The sequence below is a fragment of the Bradyrhizobium sp. STM 3566 genome (assembly GCF_045571445.1).
Taxonomy (GTDB): domain Bacteria; phylum Pseudomonadota; class Alphaproteobacteria; order Rhizobiales; family Xanthobacteraceae; genus Bradyrhizobium; species Bradyrhizobium vignae.
On the sequence record NZ_CP120692.1, the window covers coordinates 851,589 to 868,159 of the forward strand.

Sequence of the window (16,571 nt, forward strand, 5' to 3'; positions counted from 1 at the left end):
GGGGCCTTCCCTCATGAGTCAATACGTCCTGCGTCGCCTGCTGATTGCGATTCCGAGCCTGCTCGGAATTTCGGTCGTGCTGTTCGTCGTGCTTGCGCTCGCCCCCGGCGATCCGTTCTCCGAACTGGCGACCAATCCGAACGTACCGCCCGAAGTGCAGGCCGCGCTTCGGGCCAAGTTCGGCCTCGACGATCCGATCTACCTTCGTTACCTGCACTGGCTCAACGCCATGCTGCACGGCGACTGGGGTTTCTCCTTCGTCAGCCGGATGGACGTCGACACGCTGATCCTGCAGCGCCTGCCGGCCACGCTCTACGTGATCGGCTCGGCGCAGATCCTGGCGCTCCTGATTGCGATCCCGGTGGGCGTCTATGCTGCGACCAAGCCGTATTCGCTGTTCGACCAGATTGCCAACACGCTCGCCTTCGTCGGTTTTTCGCTGCCGACCTTCTTCACCGGCATCCTGTTCATCCTCATCTTCTCGGTTACGCTGGATTGGCTGCCGTTCGTCTATACCACCGACATCAAGGCGACCGGCATCCGCTGGGTGCTTGAGATGATTCGTCAGGCGATCATGCCGGTGGCGGTGCTCGGCCTGTTCCAGGCGGCGTCGATGACGCGCTTCGTGCGCTCGGCGATGCTCGACGTCATCAGGCTCGACTACGTCACCACAGCCCGGGCCAAGGGCCTCGGCCAGGCCAAGGTCATCGTCAAGCACGTGATGCGCAACGCCATGATCCCGGTCGTGACGCTCATTGCGTTGCAGATGCCCGCGGTGTTCGGCGGCGCCATCGTCACCGAGCAGATCTTCCGCATTCCCGGCATCGGCTCGCTGCTGATCTCCTCCATCCTTTCCAACGACACGCCGGTGGTGATGGCCGTCACCTTCGTCTTCGCGTGCCTCGTGGTGCTGTTCAACCTCATCGCGGACGTCCTTTATGGCTGGCTTGACCCTCGCATCTCCCTCCGCTGAGCGGGGCGTCTACTCGCCCTGGCGCGAGACGTGGCGGCGTTACAGCCGCCACCGGCTCGCCGTGATCAGCGCCTTCCTGCTCCTGATCCTGGTGCTGGCGGTGGTGGTCGGCCCGTTCATCTGGCGCATCAAGATCAACGAGATCGACATCGTCGCCGGCCTGCAGGGGCCATCGCTCGCGCATCCCTTCGGCACCGACGATCTCGGCCAGGACATTCTGGCGCGCATGATCTATGGCGGCCGGATCTCGCTCGCGGTCGGGCTCGCCGCGATGCTGGTCTCGGTTTTCATCGGCACGCTGATCGGCGCGCTTGCCGGCATGTCGCGCGGCGCCCTCGGGCACGGATTGATGTGGCTCACGGACCTGTTCCTCTCGCTGCCGCAGCTGCCGCTGCTCCTGCTGCTGATCTATCTCTTCCGTGACGGGCTGAAGCAGGTGTTCGGCCCGGAGGGCGGCATCTTCATCCTGATCGTGCTCGTGATCGGGGGCCTGCGCTGGATGCCGGTGGCGCGGCTCGTGCGCGCCCAGTTCCTGTCGATCCGCGAGAAGGAGTTCGTCGAGGCGGCCCGCGCGCTCGGCGCCAGTCCGGTGCGGCAGGTGGTGCGGCACATCCTGCCCAATGCGGTCGGCCCCGTGATCATTGCCGGCACCATCGACGTCGCCGCCGCCATCATCGCGGAATCGACGCTGTCCTTCCTCGGCCTCGGCTTCCCGCCGGACACCCCGACCTGGGGACGGCTGCTGTATGACGCCAAGGACTTTCTCGACATTGGCCCGCACTGGGCGCTGTTTCCGGGCGGCGCGATCTTCATTGCGGTGGTCGCCATCAACTTCATCGGCGACGGCCTGCGTGACGCGCTCGATGCGCGACGGGTGATCTGATGGCGCCGCTGCTCGAGATCAAGGGCCTGAAAACCCACTTCTCCACCGACGACGGCATCCTCCAGGCCGTCGACGGCGTCGACATCTCCATCAACAAGGGCGAGACGCTCTGCGTCGTCGGCGAGTCCGGCTGCGGCAAGACCGTCACCGCGATGTCGATCCTGAAGCTGATCGCGATGCCTCCGGGCCGCATCGCGGCCGGCCAGATCATCTTCGAGGGCCGCGATCTCGTGCCGCTGACGAGCAATCAGCTCGACGAGATCAGGGCCAAGGAGATCGGCTTCATCTTCCAGGAGCCGATGACCTCGCTCAATCCGGTGCTCACGATCGGGGAGCAGATCGCCGAGAGCCTGCGCCGGCATGAAGCGGTGACCAAGAAGCAGGCGCTCGAACGCACCATCGAGATGCTGAAGCTGGTGCAGATCCCCAATGCCGAAGGCCGCGTGCACAATTATCCGCACCAGTTCTCCGGCGGCATGCGCCAGCGCGTCATGATCGCTATGGCGCTCGCCTGCAAGCCGAAGCTGATCATCGCCGACGAGCCGACCACCGCGCTCGACGTCACCATCCAGGCGCAGATCCTCGACCTCTTGCAGGACATGAAGGAGCGCTTCGGCATGGCGGTGATGCTGATTACCCATGCCATGGGCGTCGTCGCCGAGACCGCGCAGCGCGTCGTCGTGATGTATGCCGGCAAGGTCGTGGAGGAAGCGCCCGTCGATGATCTCTTCGGCGATCCCCGCCATCCCTATACGCAAGGCCTGATCCGCTCGATCCCGCGCATCGACCTCGACAGCGAACACAAGACGCGGCTGGAGGCGATCGGCGGCTCGGTGCCGATCCTGATCAATCCGCCGGTCGGCTGCCGCTTCGCGCCGCGCTGCAAGTTCGCCATGAACGTCTGCACCGAAAGGGAGCCGCTGCTGCGCGAGGTCTCGCCCGGCCATCGCATGGCCTGCCACTTGGGAGATACAAGCGTGGGAGCCGCGTCATGAGCGAACCGTTGCTCCGCGTCAGCGGCCTGAAGAAACATTTTCCCGTGCTCGGCGGCCTGCTGTCGCGCCAGGTCGGCACGGTCTATGCGGTCGACGGCGTGTCGTTCTCGGTCAACCGCGGCGAGACGCTTGGTCTCGTCGGCGAATCCGGTTGCGGCAAGTCGACAACCGGACGCTGCGTGCTGCGCCTGATCGAGCCGACCGACGGCGAGGTCATCTTCGACGGCCAGAACGTGCGCAAGCTCGGCGGCAACGATCTGCGCGCGATGCGGCGGAACATGCAGCTGGTGTTCCAGGATCCGTTCGCCTCGCTCAATCCGCGCATGACGGTCGGCGCCATCCTCGGCGAGGCCTTCACCATCCATAATCTCGCCGCCTCCCCGAAAGAGCGCGAGGAGCGCGTCGCGGCCCTCCTGGTCAAGGTCGGACTCAAGGCCGAGCACATGCGGCGCTATCCGCACGAGTTCTCTGGTGGCCAGCGCCAGCGCATCGTGATCGCGCGGGCCCTTGCGGTCGAGCCGAAGCTGATCGTCTGCGACGAGCCGGTCTCCGCGCTCGACGTGTCGATCCAGGCGCAGGTGATCAACCTCCTGGAGGATCTCCAGGCCGAGCTGAACCTCACCTATCTCTTCGTCGCGCACGACCTCTCTGTCGTCGAGCACATCTCCGACCGCGTCGCGGTGATGTATCTCGGCCGCATCGTCGAGCTCGCCAAGGCCAGCGATCTCTACCGCAATCCGCAGCATCCCTACACCAGGGCACTGCTGTCGGCGGTGCCGGTGCCCGATCCCAAGCTCAAGCGCGAGCGCATCCGCCTCAAGGGCGACGTGCCGAGCCCGATGAAGCCGCCGTCGGGCTGTCACTTCCACACCCGCTGTCCGATCGCCCAGCCGCGCTGCGCCGAGAGCGCGCCGGCGCTGAAGGAGGGGGCGGGAGGGCACTTCGTGGCGTGCCATCTCGCCTGACGTGTACGAAGCATTCAGCCGTGAGGCAGGCCGCGCTCCGAGAGAGCCAGCCTGAAGGCCTCCACCGACGTGTGGTGATGCGCGAACAGGCCCGCCTCTCGCGCGCCCGCGACGTTGGCCGCGAGATCGTCGACGAACAGGACGGTCTCCGGCCTCACATTGAGCTCCGCCAGGCAGAGGCGATAGCAGCGCGGGTCCGGCTTTGCAGCCTTGAACTGGGCCGAGGTGTAGATTCGGGAGCCGAACAGCGGACGCAAGTCCGGCAGCAGTCTGTCGATGTGGTCCGCGACCAGGGTGGTATTGTTGGTCAGCACGGCAATGTCGACGCTTTTGCGTAAGCTGTCGGCAATCTCCAGCATCGCGGAATTGGGCTGCATGGAACGGCGCCGTGCCTCGACCCAGTCCTCCAGGGATAAGGGGCAGCCGATGCGTTCGCCGAAGCCGCGCAGATAGTCCGCAGCATCGAGAGCGCCGCAATCGCCGAGCGACTCGAACCCGGATTCCCATATCGCCTTGTGGACGAACTCGCTCGTGACCCCTGCGAGCTCCGCGAGATACGCCACTCGCTTGCTCCTATCGTAGCGACAGAGGACGTTATCCATGTCGAACAGGACGAGCTTGACAGCATCAACCACAGCAACACTCTTGGCCCGGCCGGATATGGCCGCTACGAGCATAGACTGGAAGCGTACGATGCTGCCTGACAGCGGGTCAATGGTGGGCTCCGAAGGCGCCGTTCGCGAGGTTTGCGGATGGCGTCCAACGTGGGGCCGCAGTCACTCTTCGAGCGTGAAGCCTACGCGCAGGGTTACTTGATAGTGGCCGACAGTGCCGTTCTCGATGTGGCCACGAGTCTGCACCACCTCGAACCACCTCATCTCGCGAACGGTCTTCGACGCGCGGCTGATGGCGTTCTTGATCGCGTCGTCGATCGAGGTTTCGGACGATCCGACCAGGTCCAGGATCTTGTAGACGTGATCATGCTCGGCTGCGGGCATCATGGCCTCCCTCGGTTGCGCTGCGCCACGCGTCGATGCGTGTGCTCCCATTTGAACGAGCGCGGGGGCGGTCCGGTTCCGTCCTGCGCGATGGCCCGCATGCGCAGCCGAGGTGGAGCGGCCAACGTCGCCGCTGGTGACCTTGTTGCGACTAGGTGAAACTCCGATCGTGAGCAAAGCGCCGGGAGCCCACTCGAACGGGCGGTGAGCGCAGCCACCGTCACACCATCTTTCGAACGCGACCATCGCTATCCCATCGATCTTGCTGCGAGGAAGTACGCCCCTCAGGACCATGACGTCCGTGAATCCAAGACGCTCAATCCCAGAGTTGGGTTCGGAGAGGTGGCGGATGCTGACGAGACGGCCACCGAAGACAATTGGGCTCAGAGTATCGAGACCGACACGCCCCTCGAGATCAGCGGCTCTCTTGATTGGATCGACTTTCGGGTCGATCGCTCGAAAGAAGCGGGGATCGGAAGTCCGCAATCCAGCCCATAGACCGTGGCGGGCCAGCCAATTGAAAGAGCAGCCACGAAGATGGCTGATCGCATGCCGCGAGGACGACCGAACTGCATCGCCTCCAGCTCGCAACCCTACGGATCCAGCTCCGTATCCCAGTACAGATAGTCCAGCCAGCTGTCGTGCAGATAATTCGGCGGGAAGAGACGGCCGTTGCGATGGAGCTGGTGCACGGTGGGCGCGAACGCGGTCTGGCGCGGAAACATTTTTGCCTGCGCCGGCGTGAGGTTGCCCTTGCGCAAATTACACGGCGAGCACGCCGCGACCACGTTCTCCCAGGTGGTCTGGCCGCCTTTGCTGCGCGGGATGATGTGATCGAAGGTGAGGTCTTCGGGCGAGCCGCAATATTGGCAGGCGAAACGATCGCGCAGGAAGACGTTGAATCGGGTGAAGGCGGGATGGGTGGTCGGCTTGACGAAGGATTTGAGCGAAACCACGCTCGGCAATTGCATTTCTAACGTCGGACTTCGAACCGCCTGATCGTAATGGGCCACGATGTTGACGCGGTCGAGGAACACCGCCTTGATCGCGTCCTGCCACGACCACAACGACAGTGGGTAGTAACTGAGCGGCCGGAAGTCCGCATTCAGCACCAACACCGGCCAACTGCCTTGCGAGACATGTGCGTTCAAGTAACGCTCCCGGCCTCCAATGTACGCTGCGAAGCAGCATGTATTGACATACTACATGCAGCGTGACGGGATTGTGAAGCCCGTTGAGCGACTTATTCAAGCGCAAGCAATGCGGCCGCGGGGTGGCAAAAGTGCTCAAAAAGCCGCGATTCCGGAGGCGTGCGGAACCGCCCGCCCCAGCAGGGGCTCGCCTTGCCGCGGCGGCTACTCCCGTACCCGCTCCAGCTTCTGCAGGCACCGCGTCGTTCGCACCGTGGCCGGCATCTCCTCGTCCGGAAAGCTGGTTTCCCAGTTGGTGACGCCGACCTCGCCGACATAGATGTCGCCCCTCGAGTCCAGTGCGATCCCATGCGGCGCGAGGAACTTGCCGCTGGCAACACCCGGGCCCTCCTCGCCGCCAAGCCGCGCGATGCGATTTCCCTTGGCGTCCACGATCGACAGCCGCGGGCCGAGATTGGGCACATTGCGGTTGATGGCAAGGCCCGGGCCGAGTTCGCCAATCACGAAGGTCGGGCTCTCGGCCCCGCCACAGCAGCACAGCGCGCAGGGGCGATGCAGGTTGTTCCATTGCGTCTCGTATTTGCCCTCGCCATTGAAGACCTGGACGCGGTGGTTCTCGCGATCGGCGACATAGACCCAGCCGTCGGCATCTGTGGCGATATTGTGCACGATGTTGAACTGGCCCGGGTCGGTGCCCGGCTCACCCCAGCTCTTGATCAGCTTGCCGTCGGGCGTGAACTTGTGCACGCGCGCATTGCCATAGCCGTCGGAGACGTAGATCTCGCCCTGCGGCGACAGCGCGGTGTGAGTGCAGCGGTGGAACGGCTCGCCGCTCATGAACGGCGCCGGCTTTGCGGGGATGCCGAGCGTCAGCAGCACCTTGCCGTCGGTGGTGCATTTGCGCACAGTGTGGTCGCCGTCGTCGGTGCAATAGAGGTTGTCATCGGCGTCGATATGCAGCCCGTGCGCGCGGGAGAACAGGCCTTCGCCAAAACTGCGGAGGAAATTGCCCTCGCGGTCCAGCACGACCATCGGATGGGCGCCGCGATTGAAGACGTAGATCTGGTGCTTGCTGTCAACCGCGACCGAGGCGACATCGGTGAGTTGCCAGCCGTCCGGTAGCTTTGCGAAGTTTTCGACGACGCGGTAGCGGTGCTCGCCGCTGCCGAGAATGGCTGGCATGTGTATCTTCCCTCATTCCCTCTCGGGGCTGCGATGCAGTCTCCACGTTGTCATTGCGAGCGCAGCGAAGCAATCCAGAATCCCTCCGCGAAGACAACCTGGATTTGCTTCGCTGCGCTCGCAATGACGATGTTGCTCAAGCTGTGCTCATAGTCACAGCGCCTGGCAACTATGGCCGCCCCGTTTGCAACCTCAACGCTGTTCGTTCGCGTGCCCTCAACTCCGGTTTGCCCAATAAGGATCACGCAGCTTGCGCTTGAAGATCTTTCCGGTCGCCTCACGGGGCAGCGCGTCCAGGAATTGGACCTCCTTCGGCACCTTGAAATTGGCCAATCGCTCGCGCAGAAAAGCCTGCACGCCCGCGGCCGTGAGCTGCGCACCAGGCTCCGGCTCGATGCAGGCGCACAGCCGCTCGCCAAATTCGGCGTCGGGAATGCCGAACACGGCGCAGTCGCGCACCCCTTGCATTGCGATCAGCACGTTCTCGATCTCGGCGGGATAGATGTTGACGCCGCCCGAGATCACCATGTCGCGCTTGCGGTCGCACAGGAACAGATAGCCGTCTTCGTCGAGATAGCCGACGTCGCCGACGCTGACCAGGCCGTCGCGTCCGGCTTCGGCGCGGGCCTGCGCCTTGCCGTGATAGTCGAAGTCCGGCACCGCCGTTTGGCGCATGTAGATCTCGCCGACCTCATTGACGTCGCAAAGGCTGCCGTCATCGCGAAAAATCTTGACGATGCCGCCTTCGATGGCGCGGCCCACCGTGCCGGGCTTCCTCAGCGCCTCCTCGGCCGAGTGCCACACCGGGATGCCGGTCTCGGTCGAGCCGAAATATTCGTTGATGACCGGTCCCCACCAATCGATCATGGCGCGCTTGACCTCGGGCGGGCAGGGCGCGGCGCCATGCACGACGAAGCGCAGCGACGACAGGTCGTAGTGCTGCCTGACGGCCTCGGACAGGCGCAACAGGCGGACGAACATGGTCGGCACCATGTGGATATGCGTCACCCGGTGGCGCTCGATCAGCGCCAGCAACTCCTCGGCGTCGAACCGCGCCTGCAGCACGATGGTGCAGCCGTTGCGGAAGGCCATCATGCCGTAGGAATGCGGCGCGGAGTGATACATTGGCCCGTTGATCAGCACGACCTGGTCCTCGCGCGGCTTGATGCCGTAGGCGATCGCGCCGACGCGCTCGGAGGCGGCCGCCTGTTCCGGCTGCATCGGCATGCGCCGCACGCCCTTCGGCATGCCCGTGGTCCCCGACGTGTAGATCATCGCCGCGGCACGGCGCGGCGGCTCCTGCATTTCCGGATGACTGTTGCGCCAGCGGTCCCAATCGGTCAGTCCGGCCGGGACCTCGGTCAGCTCATGGGGAATGGCGAAGGTCGTCGCCAGCTCGGGCGGCGTCGCGACGACGAGCAGGCGGACATCTTCCGGAATACCGCCACGAATTTGCGGCAGCAGGTCGGCGTGGCAGACCAGGATCTTCGCAGCGCTATCCGTCAGGATATAGCGGACCTCCCCGGCTTTCAGGTGCCAGTTGATCGGCACCACGGGGCTGCCGAGCGCGGCCGAGGCCGCGACCACCTCGAACAGGGCGAAATCGTTGCGCAGCATCATGGCGACTGGCGCGCCTTCGGCAAGGCCGAGGGTGCGCAGCCCGCTTGCCGCGCGTCTGATGCGCGCCTGGATCTCGTCGTAGCCGATCTGGCGCTCACCGCTGATGATCATTGTGTGCCCTCGAGTCTAGCGATCGTCCAGCACGTCACCGAACCCCACCCAGCTCTTGCCGTTGAAGCGCCGGAGCTGAAGCTGCTGGAACGGCAGATAGTCGTCGGAGCCGGTCGAAACTGCCATGCCCGGCAGCAGCAGCGGCAGCTTCACCTCCTTCAGCGAGGCCGCCTGGCGCATGATGTTGTCGCGGCTGAAATCATCCTTGCACGCCTTCAGCACGGTCATCAGCAGTGTCGCATAGTGGTAGCCGGCTGCGTAGTTGGAATTGGAGAGATCCGCGTTCGGCATGTAGTGCTTCATGAAGGCGAAATATTCCTTCACACCGGGATCGTTGGCCCATTGCGGGTCCATCGTGTCCTTCTGGTTGCTCGACGAGATCAGGCCGACGGCGTTGTCGAGCCCGGCGGGCTCCAGGAACGAGATCGACGAGGCCGAGGTCGGCACGAAGAACAGCTCGGGCTTCCAGCCGATCTCGGCCACGCCCTTGATCATCTGCGAGGTGAACTTGCCGAGCACGACGCCGAACAGCACGTCGGCGCCCGACGCCTTCAGGGTCGAGAGCTGCGAGCTGATCGTCGGCGCGCTGGTCTCATAGGTCTGCTCCGCAACGATCATGCTGGCGGCCTTGGCGCCGAGCGCGCGTTTGAAGCCCGCGACATAGTCGCGGCCGAAATCATCGTTCTGGGACAGGATGGCGATCTTGGCGTCGGGCTTGGTCCGCAGCACGTGCTTGCCATAGACCACGCCCTCGGACTCGTAGGCGGCCATGCCGGGCATGGTCCACGGATATTTCTGCGGATCGGCCCATTTCGTCGCGCCCGAGAGCACGAACAGCTGCGGGACTTTCTTGCCGTTGAGATAGCGCTGCACGGCGCTGTTGGTGGCGGTGCCGAGCGAGCCGAACATCATCAGCACTTCGTCCTGTTCCACCAGCTTGCGGGTCTGCTCGACTGTTTTTGGCGGCGAGTAGGCATCGTCCAGCGTGATGAACTTGACCTTGCGGCCGTTGATGCCGCCCTCGGCATTGACCTTCTCGAAGAAGGCCTCCTGCGTCCGCCCGATCGCGCCGAAGCCGGAGGCCGGGCCGCTATAGGGCAGGGTTTGTCCGATGCGGATCTCGCCGCTGCCTTCGGCATGGGCGCCGCCGCTGGCGAGCGCCAGCAGGGACAGGCCGATCAATGCGGCTGCCAGCTTCATGATGTCCTCCCTTTTTTTCTTGCCCGGTCCGAGACGTCAGGCGCTCACGCGCATCAGGAAATCCTGACCGGCCTGATCGAATTCACTCTTCATGCGGTCGACGAGCTCCGCGACGGGAGGGACATCGGTGATCTGTCCGATGCCCTGGCCCGATCCCCAGATGTCGCGCCACGCTTTCGATTTCATGTTGCCGCCGGAGCCAAAGTTCATCTTCGATTTGTCGGCGACCGGGAGATTGCCCGGGTCGAGGCCGGCGGCGGCGATCGAAGGGCCGAGATAGTTGCCGTGCACGCCGGTGAACAGGTTGGTGTAGACGATGTCGTGCGCGGCATGCTGCGTCAGCGCCGACTTGTAGGCTTCGTCGGCATTGGCTTCCCTCGTGGCGATGAAGCGCGTGCCCATATAGGCGAGGTCGGCGCCCAGCGTCAGCGCGGAGGCGATGCCAAAGCCGTCGCTGATCGCGCCCGACAGCAGGATCGCGCCGTCGAACCATTGCTTGACCTCGCGGACCAGCGCGAAGGGCGACAGCGTGCCGGCATGTCCGCCGGCACCGGCGCAGACCAGGATCAGGCCGTCGACGCCCTGCTCGGCGGCTTTGCGCGCATGCTTGACGTTGATGACGTCGTGGAACACCAGCCCGCCATAGGAGTGCGCGGCCTCGACGATCTCCGCCGGCGGCCGTAGCGAGGTGATGATGATGGGCGCCTTATGCTTGACGCAGGTCTCCATGTCCTTCATCAGCCGGTCGTTGGAGGTATGACAGATCTGGTTGACGGCGTAGGGCGCGACCTTCTTGCCGGGATTGCGCGATCTGTATTCGCCGAGCTCGTCCTCGATGCGGCTCAGCCATTCGTCGAGCTTCTCGGCCGGACGGGCATTGAGCGCGGGAAAGGACCCGACCACGCCCGCCTTGCACTGGGCGATCACCAGCTCCGGCCCGGAGACGATGAAGAGGGGCGAGCCGACGACGGGCAGCTCGAGCGAATCCTTCAAGAGAGTGGGCAGCGCCATCATGTCCTCCTGAAACGCGGCACCGCCGGCGGGCGGATGACGAGGCGTTTCCATGTTGATTGTCGCGCGGGCGGATTGGCGCCCGTGTTGCGGATTTGAGTCCATTATAAGGTTGGACGGCGCGGCCCGGCCGTTCAATAATGAACGGACCATCATTTAGATATGAACAAGGCTGCCGATGGACTGGGACCTTTGCAAGACCTTCGTTGCGGTCGCCGATACCGGCAGCTTCACCGCCGCCGCCCGCCGGCTGCACACCAGCCATCCCACCGTCAGCCGCAACATCGCGGCGCTGGAAGCCCAGCTCGGCACCCGATTGGTGGCGCGCGCCGCCGACGGCCTGGCGCTGACCGCGGATGGAAGGACGTTGCGCGAGCACGCCGAGGCAATGGCTGCGGCGGCGCTACGGGCCGAGACCGCGGTCGCGGCGAAAGGACACAAGGCGCGCGGTATCGTCAAGCTGTCGATCGGCGCGACGCTGGCCTCTCATTGGCTGATGCCGCGCTTGCCTGCCTTCCTGCGTGCGCACGATCATATCCAGCTCGAGATCATCACCCATCCGTTTCCGGCAAGCGTGCGCCGGCGTGAGGCGGACGTGGTATTGCGGCCCGTCGACAGCGGCGAGGAAAACCTGGTTGGCCGCAAGATCGGCCGTCTCGGCACGGGATTCTATGCCTCCCGCGATTATGCCGCCGGGCGGTCACTGCCTGAACGGCGCGGCGAGTGGAAAGGGCACAGCGTCATCGGTTTCGCCGACCAGGCGTCCAATGCGCAGCTCGCGCGCTGGAGCGACGTCGTCACGCGGCAGGCGAGGGTGGTGATGCGCTGCTCCTCCCAGGGGGACATGCTGGCGGTCCGCGCCGGGATCGGAATCTCGGCACTGTCGTGCTTCGTCGCCGAAGCCTATTCCGATCTCGTGCGCGTCGCCCCGCAGAAGCTCGCCAGCGTCGCGGATCTGTGGCTGCTGGCCCATCCCGACCTCGTCGAGCTCCCGGCGGTGCGCGCCGTGGTCGATTTCGTCGCCGAATGCGCCCGGGCCGACCGCGCGCGGCTGCGGGGCTAGCCCGCCCCCGCGAGCACGCCCTCGCGTTTCTTCACCGCGCGGTAATAGCTCCACCACAGATGCGCCGCCGCGCCGCGCAGTGGACGCCAGGGTTCGGCGAGCGGCGCCATTTGCTTCTCCGTCGGCCGCGCCTTGAGGCCGAGCCCGATCTTGATGCCCTCCTGCACCGCGAGGTCGCCGGCCGGCCAGGCATCGCCGTGGCCGAGGCAGAACAGCAGGTAGACGTCCGCGGTCCACGGCCCGATGCCGGGCAGCGCGATCAGCGTGTGATGCGCGGCATCGCCATCTTCTTCTGCAAGCACGTCCAGGTTCAACCGCTGCGCGGTGATCTCGCGGGCGAGATGCTTGAGGGTCTTGATCTTGGCGGCGGAGAGGCCGAGCCGTCCCAGCCGGTCGGTGCGCGCGCGGCGCACGGCGTCATGGTCGAACGGATCGAACGCCGCCGACAGCCGTCCCCAGATCGCCGCGGCACTCGCGGTCGAGAGCTGCTGCCCGCAGACGATGTGCGCCAGCCCCGTAAAACCCGGCTCGCGCCGCCGCAGCGCCGGCATGCCCGCGATCTCGAGCACGGGTTTAAGGCGCGGATCGCGCTTGATCAGCGCGTGAACGGCGTCTTCGAGATCGGACTGGGTTTCGAGGTGAATGGTCATTCTTATGGGATCATTGTTATGGGACTCGTCATGGCCGGGCTTGACCCGGCCATCCATCTCCTATCGTAACAGAGTCATGGAGGATGGAGTGCCGGGTCAAGCCCGGCAATGACGGATACACCGAGAACTCATGCCACCCGTTTTCCGATTTGCCCCGAGCCCGAACGGCTTCCTGCATCTCGGCCACGCCTATTCTGCGCTGCTCAATTTCGATCGCGCGCGAGAGACCGGCGGGCGGCTGCTGTTGCGGATCGAGGACATCGACGCGACGCGCTGCCGGCCGGAATACGAGACGGCGATCTACGAGGATCTCGCCTGGCTCGGAATTGCCTGGGAGAGGCCGGTGCGCCGGCAGTCCGAACATCCCGCCGATTATCGCGCCGCCCTGGAAAAGCTCTCTGCGCTCGGTCTCGTCTATCCCGCCTTCGAAAGCCGGGCCGAGATCGCAAAGCTTGTGGCCGCGCGCGAGGCCGATGGGCCATGGCCGCGCGATCCGGACGGCGCACCGCTTTATCCGGGCGACGCCAAATCACTGTCGGCTGACGAGCGCTCGCAGCTGATCGCCTCGGGCGCGCCTTACGCGCTGCGTCTCGACATGGCGGCCGCCTGCCGCGGCGCCGCCGGCCTGAGTTGGAACGAGCTCGGCGAGGGGCCCGATGGCGAGCGCGGCAGCGTCCCGGCGCGGCCCGAGGTGTGGGGCGACGTGATCCTGGCCCGCAAGGAGACGCCGACCAGCTATCATCTGTCGGTGATCGTCGACGACGCACTCCAGGGCGTCAGTGAGATCGTGCGGGGCCAGGACCTGTTTCATGCCACATCGGTGCACCGTTTGTTACAGGTCCTGCTCGGCCTGCCCGAACCCACCTATCGCCATCACCGGTTGATTCGCGACGAGGCAGGCCGGAAGTTGTCGAAGTCGAGCCGCTCGACCGGTCTGCGCGCCTTGCGTGCGGCCGGCATCGCGCCTGCCCGTGTCCGCCAGCTGGTGGGATTAGATTAAGTTTCTCTGGGGGTTAGCTAAACGTCGCCGTGACTCCGGGGGTTCCTCCATGCCATGCTTGGCCAGTGCGGGGTTCGAAGAGGGTACTTCGAAGGGGATTCATGGCGGCGAAAATGCGTCCAGCGCGCACAACGCGGACGTCCAGGCGGCTGCCTCGGAAGCCCGGGGCGGCCGCCCGGTTGCGCAAGCGCAGCACCAAGGCGGTCGGGCCGGACGTGGTCCAGGCGGCGCTGGCCGCCTTTGCTCATGAGGTCCGCACCCCCCTGACTGGTATTCTGGCGATCAGCGACCTGCTCGCGACCTCCGATCTCGGCGAACGGGAGCGGCGCTGGGCCGATACGATCAAGGCCGGTGCCGAGCATCTGGCGAGCCTCGCCACGCTGTTCGTGGATGCCGCCAAAACGGGCAAGGGGGCGGGAAAGGGCGGCGGCGCGCTGCGGCAGGACCTGTTCGACCTCAGGACGCTTGCCCGCAGCGCCGGCGATTCGCTGGCCGGCCGCGCCGCGGCCAAAGGTCTCCGGGCCGAGGTCGGGATCTCCGAAAAGCTCCCTGGACTTGTGGTCGGTGATCCCGTCCGCCTGCGCGCCGCGCTCGAGAACCTGATCGACAATGCCGTGAAATTCACCGACCAGGGCGGCGTGGCGCTCGCAGTCGAGCCGTGGCGTCCGGCCAAAGGTCAAGCGAAGGGCAAGGGCAGGGTCGGCGTCGCCTTTGCGGTCTCCGACAGCGGCATCGGCCTCACCATGGCCGAGATCAAGCGGCTGTTCCGTCCGTTCACCCAGGCCAATGTCACCATCGCCTCACGCTTCGGCGGTGCCGGCCTGGGGCTCTCCTCGGTCAAGCAATTGGCCCGCGCGATGGGCGGCGATATCACCGTGGCACCGCGCCGCGGCGGCGGCGCCACCTTCACGTTGACGGTGTCGCTGGATGCTGCGGGGTCAGGCAAGACTCGCAAGGCGAAGGACGGCAGCGAGCCCGAAGCGGTCGCCGCCCTTCGCGTGCTCAGCGTCGAGGACAATCCATTCGGCCGCGTCGTGCTCAACACCATCCTGACCGAGCTTGGCCATCATGCCGAGTTCATCGGGCGCGGCGAGGATGCGGTCGGCCGGCTGGAGCAGGGCGCGTTCGACGCGGTGCTGATGGACATGGTCCTGCCGGGCATCGACGGCATCGAGGCCATCAAGCGGATTCGCGCGCTGCCGACGCCGCTGGCTCAGATTCCGATCATCGGCGTGTCCGGCCGCGGCGAGGACGAGGCAGCCTCGCGCCAGGCCGGTGCCGATGCCTTCCTAGTCAAGCCTGTGTCTCCGCGGGCTTTAGCGACTGCGCTGCTTGAAGCGACACGCCTTGAGGAAGCCGCGACTTGATGATCGCAGCGTTGAGTTCGCCGCCGTAAACGAAGATCGCGGCGATGAAATACAGGAACACCAGCGCGATGATCACCGAGGCGAGGCCCGCATACATCGTGACGTAGTTGTTGGCGAAGCGCGCCAGATACTGTCCGAAGACGACGCCGGAAACCAGCGACGCCACCACTGTGAAGATGATGCCCGGCACGATCTGGAGGAAGCTGCGCCGTCCCGCCGGCAGCCAGGCGTGCAGGATGAACAGCGCCACCACCAGCGCGCTGATGGTGATGCCGTAGCGTAGCCAGGTGAGAATGCTTTCGTTCGATTCGACGAACAGGGGAATGTGGCGCCGCGCGGCCTCGATGATCAGCGGACCGAGCACGATCAGGAATGCCATGGCGAGGGCCGTGAAGGCCGCAATCAGCGTATAGGCGATCGATTCCAGCCGCAGCCAATACCAGCGCCGCATCTCCACCACTGCATAGGCGCGGTTGAGCGCGACCCGGAGCGCCTCGACGCCGTTGGAGGCGAAATAGACCGACAGCGCCGCGCCGATGGTCAGGATGCCGGTGCGCGTGGTGGTCAGCACGTCATGCACCTCTCCGGAGATCGAATCGGCGACCTGCTTGGGCCAGACCTGAAGCATCAAGCCGGCGGCTTGGTCGGCGAGTTCCTTGGAGCCGAAGAAGCCGGCGAGCGAGGTCAGCACGATCAGGAACGGGAATAGCGCCATCAGCGTCGACAGCGCGATGTGGCTAGCGATCGCCCAACCATCATCGGCGAGGAACGTGTAGAACGCGTCCATCACCACGACGTAGATGTAGCGGATCGCTTTCACCGCTTGCTCCAGCTTCGCCTCTCCCCGCGCGCGAGGAGGGGCCGACGCAAGCCGAGCGATGCGCAGCATCGTTCGGCGGCGGGTGAGGGGGACTCTCCGCGGGGACGAAGAGAGAGGGACGCGCGGAGAATCCCCCTCACCCGGAATCCGCGCTGCGCGCGCATTCCGGCCTCTTCCCGCACGCGGGGAGAGGCGAAGAGAACGGGGCGCTCGCGCAAATCGGAAATCATCGAACCAGCTTCTGATATTATTGGCTCAAAAGCCAGATCGCGAACGCCATGGCGGACCGGCGCACACGGTGTTATCTACCCCCAATGGCATCTCTCCTCAGTACTTTCATCCTGCCGGCGGCAGCGGGCGCCGTGGCGCTGGTGCTGCTGCTCGGACTCGTCAACATGATGCGCGGTGGTTCGCCCAACACCTCGCAGAAGCTGATGCGCTGGCGCGTGCTGCTTCAGTTCGTGGCGATCATCATCGCGATGCTCGCGGTCTGGGCGATGGGGCGATAGGGCATGATCCGAAACCCGAAGGGCCGCGTTTGCGAAAAGTGCGAAGCGGTTTTCCGACAAGGTCATGCCCTAA

Annotated in this window: 18 protein-coding genes; 9 read left to right on the forward strand and 9 right to left on the reverse strand. The window is 65.2% G+C overall.

What is annotated here, in order from left to right; all coding sequences use genetic code 11:
* The first annotated feature begins 13 nt into the window (after positions 1-13).
* Genes P6U27_RS04010 through P6U27_RS04025 form a run of 4 tightly spaced genes read left to right on the forward strand, consistent with a single transcriptional unit; the run spans position 14 to position 3,816 of the window.
* The gene (locus tag P6U27_RS04010) at positions 14-973 is read left to right on the forward strand and encodes an ABC transporter permease (RefSeq protein ID WP_122400762.1); all 960 of its coding nucleotides are present in this window, start codon (positions 14-16) and stop codon (positions 971-973) included.
* The gene (locus tag P6U27_RS04015; protein WP_122400763.1) at positions 939-1,856 is read left to right on the forward strand and encodes an ABC transporter permease; all 918 of its coding nucleotides are present in this window, start codon (positions 939-941) and stop codon (positions 1,854-1,856) included. Before P6U27_RS04010 ends, P6U27_RS04015 begins: the two co-directional genes overlap by 35 nt.
* Positions 1,856-2,851 carry an ABC transporter ATP-binding protein gene (locus P6U27_RS04020; protein WP_122400764.1) on the forward strand — a complete coding sequence of 332 codons (996 nt, stop codon included), beginning with the start codon at positions 1,856-1,858 and terminating at the stop codon, positions 2,849-2,851. Before P6U27_RS04015 ends, P6U27_RS04020 begins: the two co-directional genes overlap by 1 nt.
* On the forward strand, positions 2,848-3,816 hold the full coding sequence (locus tag P6U27_RS04025; RefSeq protein WP_122400765.1) for an ABC transporter ATP-binding protein: 969 nt from the start codon (positions 2,848-2,850) through the stop codon (positions 3,814-3,816). The genes P6U27_RS04020 and P6U27_RS04025 overlap by 4 nt, the downstream gene beginning before the upstream one ends.
* A gap of 14 nt (positions 3,817-3,830) precedes the next feature.
* On the opposite strand, the gene P6U27_RS04030 is transcribed toward P6U27_RS04025, so the two are convergent.
* Positions 3,831-4,478 (reverse strand): HAD family phosphatase, encoded by a 648-nt coding sequence (locus P6U27_RS04030; protein ID WP_162500539.1) that lies wholly within the window; start codon positions 4,476-4,478, stop codon positions 3,831-3,833.
* A 114-nt stretch (positions 4,479-4,592) separates the two neighbouring features.
* Complete coding sequence (locus P6U27_RS04035; protein WP_129146234.1) at positions 4,593-4,814, reverse strand: dodecin; 222 nt, start codon at positions 4,812-4,814, stop codon at positions 4,593-4,595.
* Positions 4,815-5,018: 204 nt separating this feature from the next.
* On the opposite strand from P6U27_RS04035, the gene P6U27_RS04040 reads away from it, so the two are divergent.
* Positions 5,019-5,312, forward strand: a complete 294-nt coding sequence (locus tag P6U27_RS04040; protein ID WP_160118748.1) for a hypothetical protein — start codon at positions 5,019-5,021, stop codon at positions 5,310-5,312.
* Between the two features lie 95 nt (positions 5,313-5,407).
* Here the strand turns inward: P6U27_RS04040 and P6U27_RS04045 are convergent, their stop codons facing one another.
* The 5 genes from P6U27_RS04045 to P6U27_RS04065 form a co-directional block, all read right to left on the reverse strand.
* A complete protein-coding gene (locus tag P6U27_RS04045; protein ID WP_025033554.1) occupies positions 5,408-5,965 on the reverse strand; it encodes an HNH endonuclease in 558 nt (185 codons plus the stop codon).
* Between the two features lie 204 nt (positions 5,966-6,169).
* Positions 6,170-7,147: a peptidyl-alpha-hydroxyglycine alpha-amidating lyase family protein gene (locus P6U27_RS04050; RefSeq protein WP_407193691.1), complete on the reverse strand. Its 978-nt coding sequence runs from the start codon at positions 7,145-7,147 to the stop codon at positions 6,170-6,172.
* A gap of 216 nt (positions 7,148-7,363) precedes the next feature.
* Positions 7,364-8,878: an acyl-CoA synthetase gene (locus tag P6U27_RS04055; RefSeq protein ID WP_122400768.1), complete on the reverse strand. Its 1,515-nt coding sequence runs from the start codon at positions 8,876-8,878 to the stop codon at positions 7,364-7,366.
* A gap of 15 nt (positions 8,879-8,893) precedes the next feature.
* The gene (locus tag P6U27_RS04060) at positions 8,894-10,078 is read right to left on the reverse strand and encodes an ABC transporter substrate-binding protein (protein WP_122400769.1); all 1,185 of its coding nucleotides are present in this window, start codon (positions 10,076-10,078) and stop codon (positions 8,894-8,896) included.
* Positions 10,079-10,114: 36 nt separating this feature from the next.
* The gene (locus P6U27_RS04065; RefSeq protein WP_209294853.1) at positions 10,115-11,089 is read right to left on the reverse strand and encodes a nitronate monooxygenase family protein; all 975 of its coding nucleotides are present in this window, start codon (positions 11,087-11,089) and stop codon (positions 10,115-10,117) included.
* Positions 11,090-11,267: 178 nt separating this feature from the next.
* On the opposite strand from P6U27_RS04065, the gene P6U27_RS04070 reads away from it, so the two are divergent.
* The gene (locus P6U27_RS04070; protein ID WP_407193692.1) at positions 11,268-12,152 is read left to right on the forward strand and encodes a LysR family transcriptional regulator; all 885 of its coding nucleotides are present in this window, start codon (positions 11,268-11,270) and stop codon (positions 12,150-12,152) included.
* On the opposite strand, the gene P6U27_RS04075 is transcribed toward P6U27_RS04070, so the two are convergent.
* Positions 12,149-12,802, reverse strand: a complete 654-nt coding sequence (locus tag P6U27_RS04075) for a DNA-3-methyladenine glycosylase family protein (protein ID WP_407193693.1) — start codon at positions 12,800-12,802, stop codon at positions 12,149-12,151. The genes P6U27_RS04070 and P6U27_RS04075 overlap by 4 nt on opposite strands.
* Before the next feature lie 130 nt (positions 12,803-12,932).
* Here P6U27_RS04075 and gluQRS point away from each other — a divergent pair, with 130 nt between their 5' ends.
* The gene (gluQRS, locus tag P6U27_RS04080) at positions 12,933-13,802 is read left to right on the forward strand and encodes a tRNA glutamyl-Q(34) synthetase GluQRS (RefSeq protein ID WP_122400772.1); all 870 of its coding nucleotides are present in this window, start codon (positions 12,933-12,935) and stop codon (positions 13,800-13,802) included.
* A 101-nt stretch (positions 13,803-13,903) separates the two neighbouring features.
* Positions 13,904-15,169, forward strand: a complete 1,266-nt coding sequence (locus P6U27_RS04085) for an ATP-binding protein (RefSeq protein ID WP_407193694.1) — start codon at positions 13,904-13,906, stop codon at positions 15,167-15,169.
* On the opposite strand, the gene P6U27_RS04090 is transcribed toward P6U27_RS04085, so the two are convergent.
* Positions 15,096-15,989, reverse strand: a complete 894-nt coding sequence (locus P6U27_RS04090; protein ID WP_407193695.1) for a YihY/virulence factor BrkB family protein — start codon at positions 15,987-15,989, stop codon at positions 15,096-15,098. The genes P6U27_RS04085 and P6U27_RS04090 overlap by 74 nt on opposite strands.
* A gap of 314 nt (positions 15,990-16,303) precedes the next feature.
* Between P6U27_RS04090 and P6U27_RS04095 the strand changes: the two genes are divergently transcribed.
* Positions 16,304-16,498, forward strand: a complete 195-nt coding sequence (locus P6U27_RS04095; protein ID WP_035711572.1) for a twin transmembrane helix small protein — start codon at positions 16,304-16,306, stop codon at positions 16,496-16,498.
* The last annotated feature ends 73 nt before the right edge of the window (positions 16,499-16,571 follow it).